This window comes from Methylobacterium sp. R2-1 (genome assembly GCF_014191355.1).
GTDB lineage: Bacteria > Pseudomonadota > Alphaproteobacteria > Rhizobiales > Beijerinckiaceae > Methylobacterium.
This window is the reverse complement of the sequence record NZ_JACHWM010000014.1, coordinates 64,537-87,169: the sequence shown is the minus strand read 5'-3', so window position 1 is coordinate 87,169 and position 22,633 is coordinate 64,537. Positions and strand designations below refer to the sequence as shown.

Here is a 22,633-nt window from a genome sequence, read left to right as displayed (position 1 = left end):
CGGCGCGCGTGTGTTCATCTTCCGTTCGATGGACGACAAGCTCGCGCGCAAGCTGCGCATCCTCGCGGATGCGGCCAAATACGACGCTTCCTGTGCCTCCTCCGGTGCGCCCAAGCGCAAGGCCGGTGCGGACGGGCTCGGCTCGACTACGGGGGCCGGCATCTGCCATGCCTACACGCCGGACGGACGCTGCGTCTCTCTGCTCAAGATCCTGCTGACCAATTACTGCCTGTTCGACTGCGCCTATTGCGTGAACCGGCGCTCCTCGAACGTTGCCCGCGCGCGCTTCTCGGTCGAGGAGGTCGTGACGCTCACGATCGAGTTCTACAAGCGCAACTACATCGAGGGGCTGTTCCTCTCGTCGGGCATCATCCGCTCGCCCGACTACACGATGGAGATGCTGACCCGCGTCGCCAAGAAGCTCCGGCGCGAGCACGGCTTTCGCGGCTATATCCACCTGAAGTCGATCCCCGAGGCGAGTCCCTGGCTGATCGAGGAAGCGGGCCTCTACGCCGACCGGCTCTCGATCAACCTCGAATTGCCCACCGAGGCGAGCCTGATCCGCCTCGCGCCGGAGAAGGACGGCGCGGCGATCGAGGGTGCGATGAGCCAGATCAGCGAGCGCATCGTCCAGGCCAAGGAGGAGCGCCGCCGCTTCTCCCCCGCGGGGCAATCGACGCAGGTGATCGTCGGAGCGGATGCCACCACCGACGAGGCGCTGATCCGCAAGTCCGCGCTGCTCTACGGCACCTACGGCCTCAAGCGCGTCTACTACTCGGCCTTCAGCCCGATCCCCGACGCCTCCGCGGTCCTTCCGCCGCAGGCGCCGCCTCTTCGGCGCGAGCACCGGCTTTATCAGGCCGACTGGCTGATCCGGTATTACGAGTTCTCCCCCGACGACGTGGCCGGCGCGTCGGAGGACGGCATGCTTGCCCTCGACATCGACCCCAAACTCGCCTGGGCGCTGAAGAACCGCCACCGCTTTCCCGTCGACGTGAACCGCGCCGACCGCGAGATGCTGCTGCGTGTGCCGGGGCTCGGGGCGCGGGCGGTCGACGCCATCATCAAGGCCCGCCGCCACGGCCGCCTGCGCCTCGACGACGTGGCCCGGTTGAGTTCGGGGCTGAAGCGGGCGCGGCCCTTCCTCATCGCGGAGGACTTCCGGCCGACGATGCTGACCGACCGGCTGGATCTGCGGATGAAGCTGGCGGAGCCGGCCGAGCAGTTGAGTCTGTTCTGATGGGGGAGGCGTTGCTCCCGCGAAGTTCTTTCTCCCCCTTTGAGGGGAGAGGGAAGTTGGGCAGCATCCACGTTGTCAGCCTTGCCCCCGGCGCAGATCTCGCCAGCTTCCGCGCGGCGGCCCGTCGCCTGATCGCGGCCGAGATCCCGCCCGACAACATCGTCTGGCAGACCGAAGCCGCGAGCCTGTTCGGCGCCGACACCGTGTCGGCGGAAGGTCCGCCGCTCCCGCTCCCCCGCGCGGTGGCCGAGCTGATCCCGATGGTGGTGCCCCATCGCGATCCCGAGCGCTACGGCTTGCTCTACGGTCTGCTCTGGCGCGTCACCCACGGCGAGCGGGCGCTGATGGAGGTGGCGAGCGATCCGCTCGTCCACCGCCTCCACCGGATGCGGAAGGCGATTCAGCGCGACCTGCACAAGATGCACGCCTTCCTGCGCTTCCGCCGGGTGCCGGGGGAGGGGCAGGAACGGTTCGTGGCTTGGTTCGAGCCGGACCACCACATTCTGGAAGCCGCCGCTCCCTTCTTCGTCGACCGCTTCCGCGCGCTCGAATGGTCGATTTTGACACCGGAAGGGTCGGCCCATTGGGACGGTGCGCTGACCTTCGGCCCGCCCGGCCGCCGGGAGGACGTGCCGGAGGGCGACGGGTTCGAGGCGGGCTGGCGCGACTATTACGAGAGCACCTTCAACCCGGCCCGGCTCAACCTCGACGCCATGCGCGCCGAGATGCCCCGCAAGTACTGGCGGAACATGCCGGAGACGGCGGCGATTCCTAGCTTGGTACGGGCCGCGAGCGCCCGCGCGCAGGCGATGATCGAGAAGGAGCCGACCATGCCGGCCAAGCGCGACCCCGTCCGCGCCGTGGCGAAGATGGCGCAGGACGAACCGGATTCGCTGGACGCGCTCAACGCGATCATCGCGCGCTCGGAGCCGCTGGTGCCCGGCGCGACCCAGGCGGTGCTCGGCGAGGGGCCGGTCGGCGCGCGGATCGCTTTCGTCGGCGAGCAGCCGGGCGATCAGGAGGACCGGCAGGGCAGGCCCTTCGTCGGCCCGGCGGGGCAACTCCTCTCCCGCGCGCTGGAAGAGGCGGGGATCGACCGGCGTGAGGCTTACCTCACGAATGCGGTCAAGCATTTCAAGTTCAGCTTACGCGGCAAGCGCCGCATTCACGAGAAGCCGACGGCCGGCGAGGTAAGCCATTACCGCTGGTGGCTCGAGCGGGAACTAGATTTCGTCGCCCCGAAGCTCGTTGTGGCACTCGGCGCCACGGCGGTACTGGCGCTGACGGGAAAGCAGATCCCGATCACCCGTGCCCGTGGCCCCGCCGATTTCGGACGGCCGTTCGAGGGTTTCATCACGGTCCACCCGTCCTACTTGCTGCGCCTGCCCGACGAGGCGAAGGAGGTGGCCTATCAAGCCTTCGTCGATGATCTGCGGCGGGCGAACGCCATGGCGGCGTGAAACACATACTCTCCTCTCGAAGACATCCGGGCAGAGCGCTCAAGCAGCCGGTGCCGGATTCGCTCCCCGACGAGCAGGCGCCGCTCCGGCACTCGCCGCGAGTCCGCCGCGATTATGGAAACCGCAGCGGCTTCCCGGAGTCGCCAGAGGCGATGCGCAGCCGGGCGAGCGATTTCGCGCTGCCGTCGGACATCGTTGGGCCGCAAGCGATGCGTGCCTGGACGCCGGCGTAAGCGGCGGAACATGCCGCCGGTCCGGCCTCACGCCGCGAGGCGCTGGCGCTCCCGATCCGCGCGGTAGCTGAGGATCAGATCCTCCGGGATCATTCCGGCGGCCACCGCCACGGCAATCGCGCGCGGCCGTGCGGTGCGCTTCGGCTCGACCATGATCTCAGGCGTGGTCGCGGGCAGCACCTCCGGCGCCGGGGCCGGGAGTTGCACCATCGCGGCGGCCCGGTCGGCCAGGAAATGTGCCATGATCTCGTCGGCGAGGCCGGCGAGCACGGTCTCGGCCGTCTCCGGCACGATCTCCGCCGCCACGGCCGCGCCGATGCGCTCCTCGGGCCGGGGCGCCAGCGGCCACGCAGTGGCCGTGTCGGGCAGGCTCGGCTCCGAGGCGGTAGAGGCCGGCGACAGGATAAGGATATCCGACGACACCTCCGCGACGAGGTTGCCGACGGTCTCCGGCGCCGGCAGCAGGGTGGGCGCCTCGGCCACTTCCCGTGCCTGGGCCTCGGCCTGCTCATGCGCCAGGATGCGCGCCTCGTCACGGGCCGCTTCGGCCTCGAAGCGAGCGAGCAGCGCCATCAGGCCTCGGGCCTCGGCGAAGGGCATGGTCTCGCAGGCAGTCAGCGCCGCCTCGATCATCGAGCGGGCGAGGCGCGGTCCGTCCAGGCCGTTGCGGCCGCCATTGGCGTCGCGCCAGACGGTCAAGCCCGCCCGGATCGCCGGCAGCAGCAGGGCGGGCAGACCCGCGCGTCGGTGCAGGGCGGCGAAGCCGGCGCCGTGCGGCTCCAGCATCAGCCCGGCGACGCGGGCGCGGCTCAACCCGCTCAGCTCGGCCAAGGCGATCTCGGCGAAGGGCAGGCGGAGCGAGAGGATCGCCCGCAGGATCAGCCCGGCGGTGAGCTGCTCCTGCACCCGCAGATGCGCGACCAGTCGGACGAGCTGCGCTTCCTCGGCCTCATCGCTGAGCGCGAGGGCGGCAGCGTCGCGGGCCTCGCGGGCGGCGCGGTCGCCGCGCTCGGAGCTGATCCAGCCGGCGTTCTGGCCGAAGCGCGAGAGTTGTTCGGCCATCAGGGCGACGATGGCGTGGCGCACCTCGATGGCGAGGTCGGTGCGCGCGAGGAGCGCTTGGCGCAGCTCCGCCTCCTCCCCGTGCCGCTCGACCATCCGCATCAGGGCGGCGGTGCCGATCGCGGCGAGCGGATTGCGTGCGAGCGCGATCAGCGAGGGAGCTCCACCCACCTCCGCCAGTGCGGCGGCCACCGGCTTCGACAGATCGGACCGCCCGGCCACCGCCGCGCGGGTCTCCTCGCAGCCCATGGCGACACAATCGACGAGGTCGGCATCCATCAGCACGGGCGAGCGCGCCAGCACGAGGCTGGCGATGTCCGGCTGGTCGGAGGCCAGCGCCACGATCAGCGGGCGCGGTGCCTGATCGGAATCGGCGCAGGCCTGCGCCAGCGCCCGGCGCACCACCGCGGCCGGATCGTCGAGCAGCGCGAGCAGGGTGGTCTTGGCCTCCCAGGCGGCCTCCGGCCCCAGGGTGCCCTGGAGGTAGCTGCGCGTCAGGGTCCCCGCGGCCTCGGCGCGGCGCTCGGGCGTGGCGTTCTGGGTGAGGGTGAGGAACTGGCGAAGGATCATGAGCCGCTCCTGAGCCGCAAGGCGGAGGGGTCGAACAGGGAATTTTTCGCGAGGGGGGCACTCGGCCGGTCCGTCGTCGGGCCGGCCATGAAGGTGGTCGCAGTCGCGGAGGTCGTCGCGGCGGCCGTCGTCGGTGCCGTCAGCCCTGCCGGCCGGCGCGGCGGCAGCGGCACGAGGATGGGCTCCGAGACGGCGACGGTTTCTGCCAACGTCGCGGGCGCCGCCACCGTCGCGGCGGCGGCCGGCGCGGCCGTGCCGTCCGTTTCGCTCCCCCCGTCGGAGCGCGGGAAGTAGGTTGGAGCGGTGCGGGCGGCGGTGCTGGCGGCGCGGTTCTGCCAGAGTTTGGCCACGCCTTCCGAGATCGCACCCTGGCGCCGGTCGGTCTGGAACAGCGAGCGCAGGCCGCCCTCGAGCGAGGCATAGGCCGTCGGCGGGTTCTCATCGGCCGCGGCGGTCGCGACGGGCGTCGCCACGCCGGAGGTCGTCTGGCTCAACAGCCCATAGAGTTCGGACGCGCTGCGTGGACGGCCGGCCCGGTCGTAGAACAGGCTACGGTTGGCGGCGGCCGCCTCCGGCAGGTCGAGAGCGGCGGGCCGCGACGGGCTCGCCTGCGCCGAGGCGATCAGCGCGCTCGCCCCCTTGGCGCCGAGAACGTGGGCCGCGTAGAGGTCGCCCGCATTCGGCTCGCGCCCGAGGGCCGCGCTCAGCGCCTCGCCGTTGCGCTGCGTCAGCGCGCCCGCCATCGCCGCCGAGATCTTCGGGTCGCGACGCAGGTCGAGGATCGCCTGCCGCGCCGCCGGGTCCGCCACGGCGTAGCGGCCGTCCGCACCCGTAGTGATCGCATCGGCGTAGGACGAGAGGCCGAGCTTGGGCCCGGCATTCTTCATCACGCCGAGCCAAGTCTGCTCGATGAACTGGAACAGACCGGTCGCCGTCGAGGTGCTCGCCTTGGCCGACGGGTTGAGACTCGATTCGCGCTGAGCCGTGGCGAGCAGGTAGTCGAAGCCGACGCCGCTCGTCTGCGCCCCCTCGCGGATCGCCTCGACGACCTCGCCGTTCGCCGCGGCGGCCCGTGCCGGGGCGGCCGTCTCGCGGGTGCCGATGGGAGCATTGGTGAACAGGAACATGACGTGTCCCGCCGGGACCGTCATTCGGACCCGCGAGGCCCGACATTCCTGCGCATATGGTAAAGGAAGCTTGAATGAGACAGCTTCCGGCTTGCCGCCTTGAAGGAAAGCGTAAGTTTTTCGCCCCTTTGCAGGGAGAGGAGCCGTTCGAATCCGTCCCGATCCATCGAAGGCCGCATGAGCCCCGCGTCGCCGCATCCCGAACCTGACGCGGCGTGGCGCATCGGCACCGTCGCGGACCCGGCCGCGGCCGAAGCGGCTCTGGCGGCGGGGGCGGACGCGCTGGTGTTCGAGGCCGCACCGCCGCAGGGCTTCATCGCTGATTTGCGCGCGCGCCGGCCCGGTCTGACGATCTACGCCGCCCTCGACGGCCCCGACGATCCAAGCCTCGACGGCCTCATGGCGGAGCGGCCGGATGGTGTGCTGCTGCGCGATGCCCGCTCCGGCCGCGACGTGGCCGCCCTCGGAGGACGCCTCGCCGTCTGCGAGGCGCTGGCCGGCTTTCCCGACGGTGCGACGGTGATCCTCGCCGCGATCGGCCATCCTCTCGGCGTGCTCGATGCCCGCAGCTTCGCCGGTGCGAGTCCGCGACTCGCCGGCCTCGGCCTCGACGAGACGGCTCCTGCGGCCAGCCTGCGTGAGGCGAGCGCGCTCCCGCAGATCCGCGGCCTCATCCGCCTTGCCGCCGAAGCGGCCGGTGTGGCCTGCTTCGAAATGCCGACGGTGGACGAAGAGCGCTCGCCCGAGGGGCTTGCAGCGCCGCCGGACGGCTTCGGGTGGATCGTGGTGCGAGCCCGGCCGAGCATCGCGGCCCGGTCGCGCGATCGGGCCGGGTGAGACATCATTGGCCGCAAGACCGACAGGAGAGGTTCGCATGCTCACCGTCTACGGCGACCACAAGTCGGGCAATTGCCTGAAGGTGGCCTGGGTCGCCGCGCATCTCGGGATCGATCTCGATTGGCGCGAGGTCGACATCCTCAAGGGCGAGACGCGCACGCCCGGCTTCCTCGCCCTCAACCCGGACGGGCGCGTGCCGACTCTGGTGCTGGAGGACGGGCGCAGCCTCGCCGAATCGAACGCGATTATCGGCTATCTCGCCCGCGACTCCGCGCTGATCCCGGCGGATGCCTTCGCGCGGGCGAAGATGCGGCAATGGCTGTTCTGGGAGCAGTACAGCCACGAGCCTTACATCGCCGTGCGCCGCTTCCAGCTCTTCTATCTCGGTCGCACGGAGGCGGAGTTGGAGCCGAAGCTGTTCGAGCGGGGCCACGCCGCGCTCGCCCTGATGGAGGGCGCCCTGGCGGATCGGCCGTTTCTCGTCGGCTCCGATCTGAGCCTCGCCGACGTGGCGCTCGTGGCCTATACCCGCCTCGCGCACGAGGGTGGCTTCGACCTCGCGCCCTATCCGGCTCTGCGGGCCTGGATCAACCGTGTCGAAGCCGGGCTCGGCGTTGCTAGTTAGAAAGGTTTTCTGGCGAGACGGTGCGCGCCCGGCCCATGGCCAGATTCTGCAATATCGCGTGTGAGCCCGGCTTTCGGTCCAACGCCGCCCGTCAACGCTTGTCCACGTCGAAGGTCGCGCGCTCACCAGAGCTTCGATGATGCCGGGGTGAGTGGGCCTACCGCCCGCCGAACTTCCGGAAGAGGCGCATATCCGTCTTGATCAAATCATCGTGGAAGCGACGCCGTTCTGGTCCGTTCTTGCCGCGTGTCACCTGATGCACGCGGCATCCAAGTGTAGAGTCGGCAAGCGAGAGCAGATCCGCTTCCAGAGCCTCATTGCGTCGGGTCGGCGGGGGTGTCCGCAGCGACATACTGATCGAGCGATTGCCGAACGGGATCTGTATCAGCGTGGCTTCTCGGCTTTGCGCATCGATTGCGAGAGTGTCCCGCGGTAGCAGCACTGGCTGCTGGAGCTTCCGTGCGGCCTCGGCTTTATTGAGAACCACAAAGCCGCGTTGACGGAAAAAAGCCTCGGCTTTCTCGTCGATAATGGCAGCATCGGGGTCGTCACATGCGACGTGAAACGACAGGTCGGCCCGGATTGTCTGAACGCCAGCTCCGCTCATTAAGTAAATTAAAAATGCAATAACGCCAAGTCCGCTGAAGCAGAGGAGGCCAAGCAGACTGAGCCGCACGCCGCGCGTGACCTGACCAGCGAGAGAGGAAGCCGTCACTCGGTGAGTCCTACAACCTCGTTGCGACGGTTGTGCTTACCCTCACCAGCATAGCGCTGTCGTCCGCGGCCAAGCACCACCCAAAGTGACAATTCCCTCGATCAACCGGATTGAAATCTCAACCTCCCTTCGGCCGCCGCAGCTCGAACCGGTTCTCGGACTCGGCGGTGAAGTAGTCGAAGTAGCCGCCGCGCAGGATCGGACGCATCGCCCCCGTATCGACCCGGCCGTCCCTCACGAAGCGGTCGTCGACGTAGATCGAGACCACCTGCCCGATCACCATGAAGTTTACTGGCTCACCGCCGCCGAGCGGTACCAGCGGCACGGTCTGAAGCCACTTGCACTCGATCGCCGCGGGCGATTCGGCGACGCGAGGCGGGCGCACGCGGCGCGAGGGCGCGGGGGTCAGTCCGGCGAAGTCGAACTCGCTCTCTCCTCGGGCGAGCGGGGCCGAGGTGGCGTTGACCGCCTCGCGCAGGTCGAAGGTGGCGAGGCTGCACACGAACTCGCCGCCCTCTTCCGCGAAGGTCATCGCGTCCTTGCGGCCCGAGGAGGAGAACATCACCATGTCGGGCTCACCGCCCACCGCGTTGAAGAACGAGTAGGGCGCAAGGTTCACCCGGCCCGCCCGGTCCATGGCGCTGATCCAGCCGATCGGGCGCGGCGCGACGATGGCTTTCAGGGGGTTGTGCGGCAGGCTGGGATTCTCGACCTCGTAATGCATGGAGCACCCTCAGAGCCGCGTGACGATCTGCGCGAGGTCCGGCCGCGGCCGGTCGGAGGGCACTTCCTTCGCGCGGCCGATATGGATGAAGCCGGCGATCCGCTCGGCCGGATCGAGGCCGAGCGCGTCGAGCACCCGGCGGTCGTAGGCGAACCACTCGGTGAGCCAAGCCGTGGCGTAGCCCGCGGCGTTGGCGGCGACCACGAGGTTCATGCAGACGGCGCCCGCCGAGAGCACCTGCTCCCATTCGGGGATTTTGACGTGCGGTCCGGCGCGAGAGACGACACCCACTACCACCGGCGCATGGGTCAGCCGCTGCCGCTCCTGGGCGCGCCGCTTGTCGTCGGCCTCGGGAAAGTCGGCCAGGAAGGTCCGCTCGATGATCGCGCCGACGCGCTCGCGCGCCTCGCCCTCGATCACGAGGAAGCGCCAGGGGGCGAGCTTGCCGTGGTCGGGCACCCGCGCCGCGATCGCGAGCCAGCCGTCGAGTTCCTCCGCCGTGGGGCCGGGCGCGTCGAGCAGCATCGGCGGCACCGAGCGGCGGGTGCGCAGCAGATCGAGAGTGCTGACAAGGGTGCTGGCTTGGGCGGCGTCTCGGATCTCGGTCATGGACAATCCGCGTGGAGAGGGTGAAGCTCGGGTCACGACCGCCATGCCGCCGCCACGGTCGGGTTTCAAGAGCGCAGGGGCGCAACGAGGGCCGAGATAGCCCCGGACGGCGCGAGCAGAAGGATCGAGGGACGATGGGACGCGGGTCCGCAGGCGGCAAGACCTTCGCTTCGATTGCCTCCCTGGCCGCTCTCCTCACGATTGCGCCGGCCGCCGCGCAAGCGCCGGCGCCGTTCGGGCCGGGCCTGCCCTCGCCTGGCGTCACCGGGCCGATGCTGCCCCCACCCGTGGCGGAGGGCGAGGCGGACCTGTCGCTCTCGGCGGTCTTCGTCGGCTCGAACGGGCCGGTCCGCTCAGGCCTGACCTGGCGCATCTACGGCGAGAACGGGGACGGCGGCCGCCCGGCCATCGTCGCCCGCTCGAACGATCCCGCCCCGACCTTCAAGCTCGCGGCCGGCGCCTACGTCGCCACCGTCACCTACGGATATGCCAGCGCGTCGAAGCGGATCACCATGGCGGGCACCGCCAGCACGGACCAGCTCCGCGTCGCAGCGGGCGCCCTCAAGCTGTCGGGGGCGGTCGGCGACCAGAAGATCCCGGGCACCCAGCTCGGCTTCTCGGTCTACGTGCCAATCGGGACGAACTCGGAAGGGCGCCTCGTGCGCAGCGGCATCAAGGCCGGCGAGATCGTGCGGCTGCCCGAGGGCACCTACCACGTCGTGTCGAGCTACGGCGATTCGAACGCGATCCAGCGCGCCGACCTCAGGGTCGAGAACGGCAAGGTCACCGACGCGACCATGAACCACCGTGCCGCCACTGTGACCCTGAAGCTGGTGGCCGCCCCCGGCTCCGAGGCTTTCGCCGGCACCGCCTTCAGCGTGCTGACGCCGGGCGGCGATACGATCCGCGAGGCGATCGGCGCCTTCCCGTCGGTGACCCTGGCGGAGGGCGATTACGTGCTCATCGCCCGCCACGACGGGCAGGTCTTCACCCGCGAGTTCAAGGTGGAGAGCGGCATGGACCGCGACATCGAGGTCGTGGCCAAGGGAAGTTGAGGGAAGCTGAGCCCGATGCGCCTGCCCAAGACCGCCCTCGCGGCCCTTCTAGTCCTATCCGGTGCGAGCGGGGTGGGCGCTCAGTCCGTCGTCGACGGCTCGGATGCCGGCGTCGGTGCGGAGGCGGCGCGCACCGCGCTGATCCTGATCGAAAAACAGATGCGCGACCCCGAGGCCCGGATCGCCGCCCTGCGGATCGGCCGGGCTGGGGCGCTGTGCGGCACCGTCGATGTGCGGAACCGCATGGGCGCCTATACCGGCCCCCGCCCGTTCGTCGCCGACCTCTCCGAGCCGTTTCTCGGGCGGCTGCCCGAGGGGCCGGAGCTGCGCAGCCCGGGCTCCATGGCGGCGTTCCGGGCCATGGAGCGGGCGAAGGCGCTGTTCGAGGCGAACTGCACCGCCGGCTGAGCGGTCGGCTGTTTCAGCCGAAGGGCGCGACCAGCACCAGTGCCAGAATGAACCCGACAGCGACGACGATCGCATCACGGACGCCGTAGGCGGCCCACTCCGCCGAGGCAGCGTCCCGTGGATGGAACCGAAATTCCACGTCTTGCCCCTTCCGAGTTTGAGTGAGTTGCCCGCACGACCTTCGGCTGAGAGCGCCGTCCCGGCGCGTCAGCCGAACGGCAGGATCAGCGGCAGAGCGAGCACCGCACCGGCGGCCAGGACGATGACGTCGCGGAGGCGACGGCCGATCCAGGCGCGGGTGCCGGGATGGCGCGCACGGTTGGCTTCTGAGAGCGTCATGATCTGTCTCCAATGTCTCGGTGGACCCGATATGAAGGGAGCACCGCTTCCCCGACAGAGACAGTTGCAGTACGATTTCGAAGAACTGTCCGGTACGAGGGGCGGTACAGTTCGGAGGGGCGACCATGACGGTGACGGTTGCGGAACCAGCGCTTTCGCGGGTCGAGACGGTGATGCGCGCCATCGAGGCGCGGATCGAGGGCCGAGCGCTCAGCCCCGGCGCCCGGCTGCCCTCTGTGCGCGGATTGGCCGAGAGCATGCAGGTCTCGAAATCGACGGTGGTCGAGGCCTACGACCGGCTGGCGGCGCGCGGCGCCATCGTCTCGCGGCCGGGCTCCGGCTTCTTCGTCTCTGCCCGCCCGGAGCCGCTCTGCCTGACCGCGATCGGGCCGCGGCTCGACCGGGCGGTCGATCCGGTCTGGATCACTCGGCAATCGCTGGAGGCACGCCCGGATTCCCTGAGGCCCGGCTGCGGCTGGCTCCCGCCGGACTGGCTGCCCGAGGCGGAACTGCGCCGGGCCCTGCGCCAGGTCGCACGCCAGAGCGCGGCGGTGATGTTCTACGACACGCCGCAGGGCCACGCGCCCCTGCGCCAGCAACTGGCGCTGCGGCTGACCGAGCGCGGCATCCGCGCCCATCCCGATCAGCTCGTGCTGACCGACTCGGTCACCCACGCACTCGACCTGATCATCCGCTTCCTCGCCGAGCCCGGCGACACGGTGCTCTTGGATGATCCCTGTTACTTCTCGTTCCAGGCGCTCGCCCGCGCCCACCGCCTGCACATGGTCGGCGTGCCGTTCGGGCCGGACGGGCCGGATCTTGCCGCGTTCGAGCAGGCGTTGATCGAGCACCGTCCCCGCTTCTACATCACCAATTCCGGCCTCCAGAACCCGACCGGCGCCACCTTGAGCCCGGTCGCCGTCCACCGCATCCTGCGGCTCGCCGAGATGCACGGTACGCTCATCGTGGAGGACGACGCCTACGCCGATTTCGAGGCGGAGCCGGGTCCGCGTCTCGCCGGCTTCGACGGGCTCGACCGGGTGATCCATGTCGGCGGCTTCTCGAAGACGATCTCGACCGGCGCCCGCGTCGGCGCGATCGCGATCCGCGGCGACTGGGTCGAGCGGCTCGTCGATCTCAAGCTCGCGGTGTCTCTGAGCGACAACCACCTCACCGCGGCGACCGTCCACCGCTTCCTCGACGAGGGCAGCTACCGCCACCACGTCGATACCATGCGCACCCGGCTGGCGGAGGCCCGCGGCACGGTGGTGCGGCGGCTCGCGGAGGTGGGCGTCACCGTGCCCTTCGTGCCGAAAGGGGGCATGTTCCTCTGGGCGCGCCTGCCGGAGGGCCTCGACGCGACCGAGATTTCCCGCCGGGCGCTCGCCCGCGGCGTGGTGCTGGCGCCGGGCAACGTCTTCTCGCTGAGCCAGGGCGCCGCCGACGCCATGCGCTTCAACGTGGCGCAATGCGCCGACCCGCGGGTGTTCTCGGAGCTGGCGCGGGCGATGGAGGGGTGAGGCACTCAAGCCCCACCCCCCTCTTCATCAGGGCGCCGGAAGCTCGATGTGCTGGCCGTCGAGCACCGTGTCGGTGCTCGGGAGGCTCTCGGCGGCGGCCTCGGCCCGGCGGCGGTCCGGGGAGGTCGCTTCCTCGACGAAGGCGGCGAGCGCCGCGTCGAGAGCCATCGTGGTGGTCTTCTGGCTTCCCATGCGCCGCACCGAGACCGTGCGCTCCTCCGCCTCGCGGCGGCCGAGCGCCAGCAGCACCGGCACCTTGGCCAGCGAGTGCTCACGGACCTTGTAGTTGATCTTCTCGTTGCGCAGGTCGGCTTCGACCCGGAGCCCGGCGCGCTCCAGAACGCGCACGACGTCTCGGGCGTAGGAATCGGCGTCGCTGGTGATCGTCGCCACCACCACCTGCACCGGCGCGAGCCAGAGCGGGAAATGGCCGGCGAAATGCTCGATCAGGATGCCGGTGAAGCGCTCCATCGAGCCGCAGATGGCGCGGTGGATCATCACCGGCGGCTTCTTCTGGCTGTCGGCGTCGATGTAGCTGGCGTCGAACCGCTCCGGCAGGTTGAAATCCACCTGCGTGGTGCCACACTGCCAGTCGCGGCCGATGGCATCGCGCAGCACGTACTCGAATTTCGGCCCGTAGAACGCGCCCTCGCCGGGATTGACCGCGGTCTTGATCCGCCCGCCGGACTGCTCCTCGATCTGCGCCAGCACCCGCGTCATCACCGCTTCGGCGTGATCCCACAGGGCGTCGGAGCCGACGCGCTTCTCCGGCCGCGTCGAGAGCTTCACCAGGATCTGGTCGAATCCGAAATCCGCGTAGGTCGAGAGGATCAGGTCGTTGATCTTCAGGCACTCGGCGGCGAGCTGGTCCTCGGTGCAGAAGATGTGCGCATCGTCCTGGGTGAAGCCGCGCACCCGCATCAGGCCGTGCATGGCGCCGGACGGCTCGTAGCGGTGGACCACGCCGAACTCGGCCATGCGCAGGGGCAGGTCGCGGTAGGATTTCAGGCCGTGCTTGAAGATCTGCACGTGGCCCGGGCAGTTCATGGGCTTGAGGGCGAACCAGCGCTTGTCCTCGGCCTCCTCGCCGGCGGATTGGGCGGCGAACATGTTCTCGCGGTACCAGCCCCAGTGGCCGGAAGTCTCCCACAGCGACTTGTCGAGGATCTGCGGGGCGTTCACCTCGGCGTAATCGCCCTTCAGGCGTCGGCGCATGTAGGCGATCAGCTCCTGGAAGATCGTCCAGCCCTTGGCGTGCCAGAACACGACGCCCGGTCCCTCCTCCTGGAAGTGGAAGAGGTCCATCTCCTTGCCGAGCCGGCGGTGGTCGCGGCGCTCGGCCTCCTCCAGCCGGTGCAGGTAGGCGTCGAGATCTCCCTGAGAGGACCAGGCGGTGCCGTAGATGCGCGTCAGCATCGGGTTATTGGAATCACCCCGCCAATAGGCGCCCGCGACCTTCATCAGCTTGAAGGCCGCGCCGACCTTGCCCGTCGAGGTCATGTGCGGGCCGCGGCAGAGGTCGAACCACTCGCCCTGGCGGTAGATCTTGAGGTCCTCGCCCGGCGGAATCGCGTCGACCAACTCGACCTTGTAGCTCTCGCCCTTGTCAGCGAAGAGCTTTTTCACGTCGTCGCGCTTCCACACTTCCTTGGTGAAGGGCGCGTCGCGCGAAATGATCTCGCGCATCTTCGCCTCGATCTTCGGGAAGTCCTCGGGCGTGAACGGCTCTTCCTTGGCGAAGTCGTAGTAGAAGCCGTTCTCGATCACCGGGCCGATCGTCACCTGCGTACCGGGCCACAGCGCTTGCACGGCTTCCGCCAGCACGTGGGCACAGTCGTGGCGGATCAGCTCCAGCGCGCGCGGATCGTCGCGCGAGATGAACTCGATCGCGGCGTCCCGCTCGATCGTGTCGTCGAGGTCGCACACCGTGCCGTCGAGCGCCATGGCGACCGTGCGCTTGGCGAGCGACTTGGCAATGCCCTCCACCACGGTCCGGCCGGTCACCGCGGCCTCAAAGGCGCGGGTGTTGCCGTCGGGGAAGGTCAGGATGGGCATGATGGGACCGTATTTTTCGTAAGCTGCGCCCCGCGGAGGGGACGGCGGGTTTTCGGAAGGCGCGCTTGGTAAGTCAATGCTGACTTACTATCCGTGCGACGCGGCGGCCCTCAGAGATCCTCCGGACCCCAGCCGAGGCGCAGAGCGATTGCCCGGGCTTCGGCGTCTTCGAGGAACATCACCAGCCCCGCCCCACCATCCGCGGCGACCCGGAAGCGCCGCCGCTCGCCCGCCGGCCGGCACGTGTCGAGTTGTTCGAGCAGGCTCCAGTCGAAGTTCTTGTCGGCCGGGACGGTGAGGGGCGGGATCGGCGGCTCGGTCTCGAACCCGACGCGAAAGCCGTGGCCGTAGGGGCCGAGCCCCGGCACGGGGGAGACGGTGATGCCGCGGCAGGTCCAGACCCCGGCGATTTCGATCAGCCGGGTGAACAGCGCGCGGTAGGTCTCCGAACTGGCCCCGTCGTAGCAGTGATCGACGAAGATCGCCGCGTTGGCGAATTCGTCCTCGATCCCGTCCGCCAGGGCGCGGTGGCTCCACAGGATGTCGATCGACAGCGCCTCCGCGCTTCGTTCGGTCAAGCGTAGGGTCTCGTTGTCGTCGCCGAGGGCGAATTCGGAATGCTCCGCCATGGCCCGCGCGACAGCACGCCGGTCCAATCCTTCGTAGTGAGGACCGAGGCGGAGGCCGGCGGCGATCAAGCCCTCCAGGGCCGCCTCGACGGCGTCGATCTCCGCCTCGCTGCGCGGCTGCGGCAGTGGCGGCTCCGGTTCCCACGGCTGCATGGGCGGCGCGGGCGAGCGGGCTTGGCCGAGAAGGCGGCGGAGCCAGCCGATCATGTCGTGCCCCAGAGCCACGCCGCGCCGCGCACGCCCGAGGCGTCGCCGTGCAGGCTTGCCCGCACCGGCGTGTCGAAGGCGTCGGAGAAGACGTGCGGCGCGATTGCTCCCGGCAGCGCGGCGACGAGGCCTTCGACCCGCGAGAGGCCGCCGCCGAGCACGATCACGTCGGGGTCGAGGATGTTGACCACGTGGGCGATGCCGCGACCGAGCCGGTCGCGGTGGCGCGCCATCGCCGCGGCGGCGGCCGCGTCTCCGGACTGAGCGCGCGCGACGATCTCCTCACCGCTCCGGCGTTCGCCCGTGCTGCGGAAGAAATCGGCGGCGAGGCCGGGACCCGAGAGCCACGTCTCGATGCAACCGTGGCGGCCGCAATAGCAGGCGGGGCCGGGGCGCTCGTCGTCGCGGGGCTGGGGGAGCGGATTGTGGCCCCATTCTCCGGCAATGGCGTTGCGGCCCGTCAGCGCTTGCCCGCGCAGCGCGATCCCGGAGCCGACGCCGGTGCCGAGGATGATCGCCCAGACGATGGCCTCGCCCGCACCGGCCCCATCCACCGCTTCCGAGACGGCGAGGCAATTGGCGTCGTTCTCGACGCGCACCGGACGGCCCAGCTGAATGGCGAGATCCTGGGCGAACGGCCGGCCGTTCAGCCAGACCGAGTTGGCATTCTTGATCAGGCCCGTGGCACGGGAGATCGCGCCGGGCATGCCGACGCCGACGCTCGCCCCCGCCGCACCGGCCTGCCGCTCCAGTTCAGCGACGAGGCCGCCGATGGCGTCGAGGGTACCAGCATAGTCGCCCCGCGGCGTCGGCACGCGGGTCTCCGCGCGCGTCGCCCTGTCGGCATCGAGGACGATCCCGGCGATCTTGGTGCCGCCGAGATCGATCCCGATGCGCAACCGATCGGAGGCCAAGGGACGCTTACTGCGCCGCCACGGCCTTCGGAGCGGTGGGGGGCGCATCCTCGCCGGGGCCTTCCGGCGCCTCGTCCGAGATCTCGGTGCCGATCGAGACCGGATGCGCCATCACCTCGGCGAGCTTCTTCGTGTCGAGCTCGCCCTCCCAGCGGGAGACGACGATGGTGGCCACGCCGTTGCCGATGAGGTTGGTCAGCGCGCGGCACTCCGACATGAACTTGTCGACGCCGAGCACCAGGGTCATTGCCGCCACCGGCACCGGGTTGCCCGGGATGGCGGCGAGCGTCGCGGCGAGCGTGATGAAGCCGGCGCCGGTCACGCCGGAGGCGCCCTTCGAGGTCAGCATCGCCACGAGGAAGATCGTCGCGTACTGCCCGAACGAGAGATCGGCGCCCACCGCCTGCGCAAGGAACAGGGTGGTGAGCGTCATGTAGATGTTGGTGCCGTCGAGGTTGAACGAGTAGCCCGTCGGGATGACGAGGCCGACGACCGAGTCCGAGGCACCGAGGCGCTTCATCTTGGTCATCATGTGCGGCAGCACGGTCTCGGAGGACGAAGTGCCGAGCACGATCAGCAACTCGTCCTTGATGTAGGCGAGGAACTTGATGATCGAGAAGCCGGCGAAGGCCGCGATGCCGCCGAGCACGACGAAGATGAACAGCAGCGACGTGGTGTAGAAGGTGCCGACCAGCCAAGCGAGGTCGATGACCTTGCCGATGCCGTACTGGCCGACCGTGAAGGCCATCGCACCGAAGGCGCCGATGGGCGCGAGCTTCACGATGAGGCCGATGATGCGGAAGAAGACCTGACCCGCCGCGTCGATGCCGCGGGTGATGCCGGCACCCTTCTCGCCCATGCCGGTGAGCACGACGCCGGTCAGCATTGCGACCAGCAGGACCTGAAGCAGGTCGCCGGTGGCGAAGGCGTCGAAGAAGCTCTTGGGAATGATGCCGAGGATGTGGGCGACCGTCGAATCGGCCGCTGCCTTGCTGGCATAGCCCTCGACCGCCTTGGCATCGAGCTTCGATACGTCGGCGCCGAAGCCGGCGCCCGGCTGGATCACCTCGCCGACGATGATGCCGATGAGAAGCGCCAGGGAGGAGACCACCTCGAAGTAGATCAGGGCCTTCAGGCCGACCCGGCCGACCTTCTTGAGATCGCCGATCGAGGCGATGCCGTGGACGATGGTGCAGAAGATGATCGGCGCGATCAGCATCTTGATCAGCGCGATGAAGCCGTCGCCGAGCCACTTGAGCGACACGCCCGTTTTCGGGCTGAGCCAGCCGAGCAGGACACCCAGCACGATGGCGATCAGCACCTGGATGTAGAGCACCCGGTACCAGGGCACGTGCGCGGCGTGCGCGCCCGCATCGTGCGTTGCGGAATGAGCCATGTTTCCTCACCGATACCGTGTTGCGCGGCCTCGCCCGGGCGGCTTAGACCGGACGCTAGTCTCTTTAATTTCAGTCCTCAATCGCGCCCCGGTAGTCGGCGCCGCCTTTGTAACTGATGACGCCTCGGGCAGCCCAACACGGCTTCGCTGCCCGCCGCGGCCGCGCTTGGGCCGGGCTGATGGCAAGGATGTGGTGTTCATGCAAGGGCGAGGCGGTCCGATGCCGCATGCATGTCGATGGATTAACGGTGTTCGAGAGACGTGAGGGATTGGCGTTTGGCTTCCCGCAACGGCGGTCGGCCGACTTCCTCCCAGCCGTCATGCGGGCCCTTGTCGTAAGCCCTTCCCCTTGGCGGGGGAGCGCTCTAGAAGCACAGCATGTTCGGCCTCATCTCCAGCGCGACGCGAATTACGGGCCCGGCTTCCGCGTAAGGCGCCGCATTGGCGGCCGCCCCGGATGCCGGGTGAAGCCCTCCGCCCGTTCCCCTATCGCCGTCCTTCGCGACGAGAATCCAGCCGAACCCCCATGAGCGACCAGACCAGCGCTGCCCCTGCGGCCGCCCGCGATTATTCGCGAACCCTGTTTCTCCCGAAGACCGACTTCCCGATGCGCGCGGGGCTACCCACCCGGGAGCCGCTCCTGCTGGAGCGCTGGGCGAAGATCGACCTCTACGAAAAAATCCGCGCCGCCGCGAAGGGGCGCCCGCGCTTCGTGCTGCATGACGGACCGCCTTACGCCAACGGCAACATCCATATCGGCCACGCGCTCAACAAGATCCTCAAGGACGTCGTTGTCCGCTCCCAGGGCGCGCTCGGCCGCGACGCGGGTTACGTGCCGGGCTGGGACTGCCACGGCCTGCCAATCGAGTGGAAGATCGAGGAGCAGTATCGCTCGAAGGGAAAGAACAAGGACGAGGTGCCGGTCCTGGAGTTCCGCCAGCAATGCCGGGCTTTCGCGGCCGAGTGGCTGAACATCCAGAGGGAAGAGTTCAAGCGGCTCGGCGTCGCCGGCGACTGGGACCATCCCTATTCGACCATGGCGTATCCTGCCGAGGCGCGTATCGCCTCGGAGCTGATGAAGTTCGCGGTGAGCGGCCAACTCTATCGCGGCTCGAAGCCGGTGATGTGGTCGGTGGTGGAGAAGACCGCGCTCGCCGAGGCCGAGGTCGAGTACGAGGAGCATGTCAGCGACACGGTGTTCGTGGCGTTCCCGATCCGCGAGGGCGCCCCGTCCGAGCTCGCCGGCGCCCGCGTCGTGATCTGGACGACCACGCCCTGGACGCTGCCGGCCAACCGCGCCGTCGCCTACTCGAAGCGTGTGGCCTACGGGCTCTACCGTGTCACTGATGCGGCCGCGGACAACTGGGCGAAGGTTGGTGACAGCTACCTACTCGCCGACGCGCTCGCCGAGGGCGTGTTCAAGGCCGCCCGCGTCGAGGCCTACGAGCGCGTGGCCGACGTACCGGCGGCGAGCCTCGCCGGGCTCACCCTGTCACACCCGCTGGCCCCCTTCGATCCCGGCTACGGCTTCCCCGTGCCGATGCTCGACGGTGACCACGTCACCGACGAGGCCGGCACCGGCTTCGTTCACACGGCGCCGAGCCACGGCCGCGAGGATTTCGAGGTCTGGATGGCCAATGGCCGCCGCCTCACGGAAGCCGGCATCGACACTCGCATCCCCTACACCGTCGATGCCGACGGGGCGCTCACAAAGGAGGCGCCCGGCTTCACCGGTCGGCGCGTCTTCAACGACAAGGGCGAGAAGGGCGACGCCAACAAGGCGGTCATCGCCGCGCTGACCGAAGTCGGCGCGCTGGTCGCCCGCGGGGTTCTGCGCCACCAGTACCCGCATTCCTGGCGCTCGAAGAAGCCGGTCCTGTTCCGCAACACGCCGCAATGGTTCATCGCCATGGACCGGCCGGTGGACGCGCTCGGCAACCGCACGCTTCGCGAGACGGCTTTGCACGCGATCGAGCAGACGCAGTGGGTTCCGCCGCAAGGCAAGAACCGCATCAACGGCATGGTCGCGGGCCGGCCCGACTGGGTGGTCTCGCGCCAACGCGCCTGGGGCGTGCCGATCACCGTCTTCGTCGAGCGCGAGACCGGGGCGGTGCTGCGCGACGAGGCGGTGAACGCCCGCATCGCCGAGGCCTTTGCGCAAGAGGGCGCGGATGCGTGGTTCGCGGACGGCGCCACGGAGCGTTTCCTCGCGCCCGAGCACGATCCGGCCAGGTACGAAAAGGTGACGGACGTTCTCGACGTCTGGTTCGACTCCGGCTCGACCCATGCCTTCGTGCTCGACGATCCTCAAGCCTTCCCCAGCCTCGCCGGCATCCGCCGCGCCGTCGATGGCGGGCCCGATACGGTGATGTATCTCGAAGGCTCCGATCAGCACCGAGGCTGGTTCCAGTCCTCGCTGCTCGAATCCTGCGGCACACGGGGCCACGCCCCCTACGACGTGGTTCTGACCCACGGCTTCGTTCTCGACGCCAAGGGCGAGAAGATGTCGAAGTCGCGCGGCAACGTCGTCGCGCCGCAGAACGTCATCAAGGAATCGGGCGCCGACATCCTCCGCCTCTGGGTCGCGGCGGCCGACTACTCGGACGACCTGCGCATCGGGCCGGAGATCGTGAAGACCTTCGCCGAGACCTATCGCAAGCTGCGCAACAGCTTGCGCTGGATGCTCGGCTCGCTCGCCCATCGGGTCCCGGGCGACGACGTCCCCTTCGCCGAGATGCCGGAGCTCGAGCGCTTCATCCTGCACCGCCTCGCGCAGCTCGACGGCGAGATCCGCGAGGCCTACGCGGCCTTCGACACCAAGCGGATCGTCGCGCTGCTCAACGGCTTCATGACCGGCGACCTCTCGGCCTTCTACTTCGACGTGCGGAAGGACGCGCTCTACTGCGATCCGATCTCCTCGGTGACCCGCCGCGCCGCGCTGCAGGTCATCGACGAGGCGTTCCGCCGGGTCATGATCTGGCTCGCGCCGGTCCTCGCCTTCACGGCGGAAGAGGCGTGGCTCGACCGCTACCCGTCGCAGGACGGCTCGGTGCATCTCCAGACCCTGCCGGAGACGCCCGCCGAGTGGCGCGACGAGGCGCTCGCTGCCCGCTGGCAGAAGGTGCGCAAGGTCCGCCGTGTTGTCACCGGCGCGCTCGAGATCGAGCGCGCGGCCAAGCGCATCGGCGCGAGCCTGGAGGCGGCCCCCACCGTCTACGTCGCCGACCCCGACCTGCTCGGCGCCCTCGACGGCGTCGATTTCGCCGATGTCTGCATCACCTCGGCGATCACTGTCCGCCCCGGCGAGGGGCCGATGGAGGCCTTCCGCCTCGACGAGGTGAAGGGCGTTGCGGTGGTGCCCGAGCGCGCGTCCGGAACCAAATGCGCCCGCTCCTGGCGGGTCACGCCCGAGGTCGGTGCCGATGCGGACTATCCTGACGTGACGCCCCGCGATGCCAAAGCCCTGCGGGAGTGGGATGCAGCCCATCCGGAGGCGGCGTGACTCCCTTCCGCTTCGGCCTGATCGCGGCACTGGCCACGCTGGTCCTCGATCAGGCCTCCAAGCTCTGGCTCTATTTCGGCACCGATCTCGTGATGACACAGCCCTGGCGGCTGGCGCCGTTCGCGGACTTCGTCGTCGTCTGGAACCGGGGTGTCTCCTACGGCCTGTTCCAGCAGGAGGGCGGGTTCGGGCGCTGGCTGCTCGTCGGCGTCTCGCTCGCGGCCGCAATCGGCTTGTCGGTCTGGATGTATCGATCCGGCTCGCGGCTGCTCGCCGTGGCGCTGGGCCTCATCGTCGGCGGCGCGCTCGGCAATGCCATCGACCGGGCGGCCTACGGCGCCGTGTTCGACTTCGTCCACCTTCATGCCGGCACTTGGTCCTGGTACGTGTTCAACGTGGCGGATGCGGCCATCGTCGCGGGCGTCATCGGTTTGATCATCGACAGCCTGCGGCCCGCCGGGCGCGCGTCCCGGGCCGACGTCGCGGAGAACGGCGGCCGTCCCCAGGCTTGAGGCGAAGCCCGTCCCGGCCGCGTCAAGGCGCCATACCTTCGCCCGAAACCCGGCTCACCTCGGTTGCGAAGGTCTCGGTCCGCGATTCACCTTGAATCGCCCTCCGGCTGACTGCCCCGGATGAAAAGCGGGCGGAGCCGGTCCTTGAAACCTTGGGGAACATCGCATGAACGGGCGGCGCAGCGTCTCGCGGGCTTTCGGATCGATCCGTCCCTTGGCCTTGAGTGCGGCTCTGATGCCGTGCCTCGCCGTCGGCGCGGCCCGCGCCGAGGGTGAGTTCATGCGCGACACGCTGAGCAATCTCGGCCTGATCGAGCCGGATCGCCCCGCTATCACCTATCGTGAGCGCGCGCCGCTCGCCATGCCGCCGAAGCTCGGCGGCAAGGAGGACCTGACTGCCGGCCTGCCCGTGCCGCGCGCCCGTCAGGCGGATCCGGCGTGGCCGAAGGACCCTGAGCTGATCCAGCGCGAGCGTGCCGCCGTCGAGGCGAAGAAGCCGATCGTGCGTGGCGCCCAGGGGCGCATGAACGACAACAACGAGACGCTCTCGGTCTACGAGATGGACGCTGGCCGTCGTGCCGGCGCCGGCGGCCTGTCCGGGCCGGCGAACACGCCCGGCGAGGGCGATACCCGCACCTCGACCTGGCTCAGCCCGTTCGAGCTCCTTAAGGGGACGCCCGACAAGACCGAGCCCTCGCTGGTCGAGCCCGACCGCGATACGCTGACCGATCCGCCCACCGGCTACCGCAAGGCGCCGATCAAGGTGGCCAAGCCGCAGGGCGGCCCCGTCGGCGGTCCGATCAACGACCGCGACGAAGCCGATCCGCGTGCCTATATCAGGAATCCGTCCGGGCGCTGAGCGCCAGCGTCCTTCGCGCCTTTCCGCGCCTCGAA

The 22,633-nt window shown here is 69.4% G+C and carries 21 protein-coding genes; 10 read left to right on the top strand and 11 right to left on the bottom strand.

Annotation, left to right across the window (positions count from 1 at the left end; genetic code table 11):
* The first annotated feature begins 28 nt into the window (after positions 1-28).
* Together FHU13_RS19460 and FHU13_RS19455 are read left to right on the top strand one after the other, a co-directional pair.
* Complete coding sequence (locus FHU13_RS19460; protein WP_183437628.1) at positions 29-1,240, top strand: putative DNA modification/repair radical SAM protein; 1,212 nt, start codon at positions 29-31, stop codon at positions 1,238-1,240.
* A complete protein-coding gene (locus FHU13_RS19455; RefSeq protein WP_183437505.1) occupies positions 1,240-2,700 on the top strand; it encodes a UdgX family uracil-DNA binding protein in 1,461 nt (486 codons plus the stop codon). The genes FHU13_RS19460 and FHU13_RS19455 overlap by 1 nt, the downstream gene beginning before the upstream one ends.
* A 260-nt stretch (positions 2,701-2,960) precedes the next feature.
* Here FHU13_RS19455 and FHU13_RS19450 read toward each other — a convergent pair whose 3' ends face one another.
* Positions 2,961-4,565 (bottom strand): DUF2336 domain-containing protein, encoded by a 1,605-nt coding sequence (locus tag FHU13_RS19450; RefSeq protein ID WP_183437504.1) that lies wholly within the window; start codon positions 4,563-4,565, stop codon positions 2,961-2,963.
* On the bottom strand, positions 4,562-5,692 hold the full coding sequence (locus tag FHU13_RS19445) for a transglycosylase SLT domain-containing protein (protein ID WP_183437503.1): 1,131 nt from the start codon (positions 5,690-5,692) through the stop codon (positions 4,562-4,564). Before FHU13_RS19445 ends, FHU13_RS19450 begins: the two co-directional genes overlap by 4 nt.
* A 177-nt stretch (positions 5,693-5,869) precedes the next feature.
* Here FHU13_RS19445 and FHU13_RS19440 point away from each other — a divergent pair, with 177 nt between their 5' ends.
* Both FHU13_RS19440 and FHU13_RS19435 read left to right on the top strand, forming a co-directional pair.
* On the top strand, positions 5,870-6,529 hold the full coding sequence (locus FHU13_RS19440) for an aldolase (RefSeq protein ID WP_183437502.1): 660 nt from the start codon (positions 5,870-5,872) through the stop codon (positions 6,527-6,529).
* Between the two features lie 37 nt (positions 6,530-6,566).
* Entirely contained in the window at positions 6,567-7,154 is a 588-nt protein-coding gene (locus tag FHU13_RS19435; protein ID WP_183437501.1) for a glutathione S-transferase family protein, read from the top strand.
* 157 nt (positions 7,155-7,311) lie between these two features.
* Here the strand turns inward: FHU13_RS19435 and FHU13_RS19430 are convergent, their stop codons facing one another.
* The 3 genes from FHU13_RS19430 to FHU13_RS19420 form a co-directional block, all read right to left on the bottom strand.
* Positions 7,312-7,869: a hypothetical protein gene (locus FHU13_RS19430; protein ID WP_183437500.1), complete on the bottom strand. Its 558-nt coding sequence runs from the start codon at positions 7,867-7,869 to the stop codon at positions 7,312-7,314.
* A gap of 118 nt (positions 7,870-7,987) precedes the next feature.
* Positions 7,988-8,593: a flavin reductase family protein gene (locus FHU13_RS19425; protein ID WP_183437499.1), complete on the bottom strand. Its 606-nt coding sequence runs from the start codon at positions 8,591-8,593 to the stop codon at positions 7,988-7,990.
* Positions 8,594-8,602: 9 nt separating this feature from the next.
* A complete protein-coding gene (locus FHU13_RS19420) occupies positions 8,603-9,202 on the bottom strand; it encodes a nitroreductase (RefSeq protein ID WP_183437498.1) in 600 nt (199 codons plus the stop codon).
* A gap of 134 nt (positions 9,203-9,336) precedes the next feature.
* Between FHU13_RS19420 and FHU13_RS19415 the strand changes: the two genes are divergently transcribed.
* Positions 9,337-10,257, top strand: coding sequence for a hypothetical protein (locus tag FHU13_RS19415; protein ID WP_183437497.1), 921 nt, complete (start codon positions 9,337-9,339; stop codon positions 10,255-10,257).
* Positions 10,258-10,272: 15 nt separating this feature from the next.
* Positions 10,273-10,665 (top strand): hypothetical protein, encoded by a 393-nt coding sequence (locus FHU13_RS19410; RefSeq protein WP_183437496.1) that lies wholly within the window; start codon positions 10,273-10,275, stop codon positions 10,663-10,665.
* A gap of 13 nt (positions 10,666-10,678) precedes the next feature.
* Here FHU13_RS19410 and FHU13_RS28270 read toward each other — a convergent pair whose 3' ends face one another.
* Both FHU13_RS28270 and FHU13_RS28265 read right to left on the bottom strand, forming a co-directional pair.
* Complete coding sequence (locus FHU13_RS28270) at positions 10,679-10,804, bottom strand: hypothetical protein (protein WP_281411634.1); 126 nt, start codon at positions 10,802-10,804, stop codon at positions 10,679-10,681.
* A 68-nt stretch (positions 10,805-10,872) separates the two neighbouring features.
* Entirely contained in the window at positions 10,873-11,004 is a 132-nt protein-coding gene (locus FHU13_RS28265; RefSeq protein WP_281411633.1) for a hypothetical protein, read from the bottom strand.
* 125 nt (positions 11,005-11,129) lie between these two features.
* Between FHU13_RS28265 and FHU13_RS19405 the strand changes: the two genes are divergently transcribed.
* Positions 11,130-12,524: a PLP-dependent aminotransferase family protein gene (locus tag FHU13_RS19405; protein WP_183437495.1), complete on the top strand. Its 1,395-nt coding sequence runs from the start codon at positions 11,130-11,132 to the stop codon at positions 12,522-12,524.
* Between the two features lie 27 nt (positions 12,525-12,551).
* Here FHU13_RS19405 and thrS read toward each other — a convergent pair whose 3' ends face one another.
* The 4 genes from thrS to FHU13_RS19385 form a co-directional block, all read right to left on the bottom strand.
* The gene (gene thrS / locus FHU13_RS19400) at positions 12,552-14,579 is read right to left on the bottom strand and encodes a threonine--tRNA ligase (RefSeq protein WP_183437494.1); all 2,028 of its coding nucleotides are present in this window, start codon (positions 14,577-14,579) and stop codon (positions 12,552-12,554) included.
* 110 nt (positions 14,580-14,689) lie between these two features.
* Positions 14,690-15,415: a hypothetical protein gene (locus FHU13_RS19395; RefSeq protein WP_183437493.1), complete on the bottom strand. Its 726-nt coding sequence runs from the start codon at positions 15,413-15,415 to the stop codon at positions 14,690-14,692.
* The gene (locus FHU13_RS19390; protein ID WP_183437492.1) at positions 15,412-16,377 is read right to left on the bottom strand and encodes an ROK family protein; all 966 of its coding nucleotides are present in this window, start codon (positions 16,375-16,377) and stop codon (positions 15,412-15,414) included. The genes FHU13_RS19395 and FHU13_RS19390 overlap by 4 nt, the downstream gene beginning before the upstream one ends.
* A complete protein-coding gene (locus FHU13_RS19385; protein WP_183437491.1) occupies positions 16,337-17,725 on the bottom strand; it encodes a dicarboxylate/amino acid:cation symporter in 1,389 nt (462 codons plus the stop codon). Before FHU13_RS19385 ends, FHU13_RS19390 begins: the two co-directional genes overlap by 41 nt.
* A 526-nt stretch (positions 17,726-18,251) precedes the next feature.
* Here FHU13_RS19385 and ileS point away from each other — a divergent pair.
* From ileS to FHU13_RS19370, 3 genes are all read left to right on the top strand, one after another.
* Positions 18,252-21,227: an isoleucine--tRNA ligase gene (gene ileS, locus FHU13_RS19380; protein WP_183437490.1), complete on the top strand. Its 2,976-nt coding sequence runs from the start codon at positions 18,252-18,254 to the stop codon at positions 21,225-21,227.
* Complete coding sequence (gene lspA / locus FHU13_RS19375) at positions 21,224-21,739, top strand: signal peptidase II (RefSeq protein ID WP_183437489.1); 516 nt, start codon at positions 21,224-21,226, stop codon at positions 21,737-21,739. Before ileS ends, lspA begins: the two co-directional genes overlap by 4 nt.
* Before the next feature lie 166 nt (positions 21,740-21,905).
* Entirely contained in the window at positions 21,906-22,598 is a 693-nt protein-coding gene (locus FHU13_RS19370; RefSeq protein WP_183437488.1) for a hypothetical protein, read from the top strand.
* The last annotated feature ends 35 nt before the right edge of the window (positions 22,599-22,633 follow it).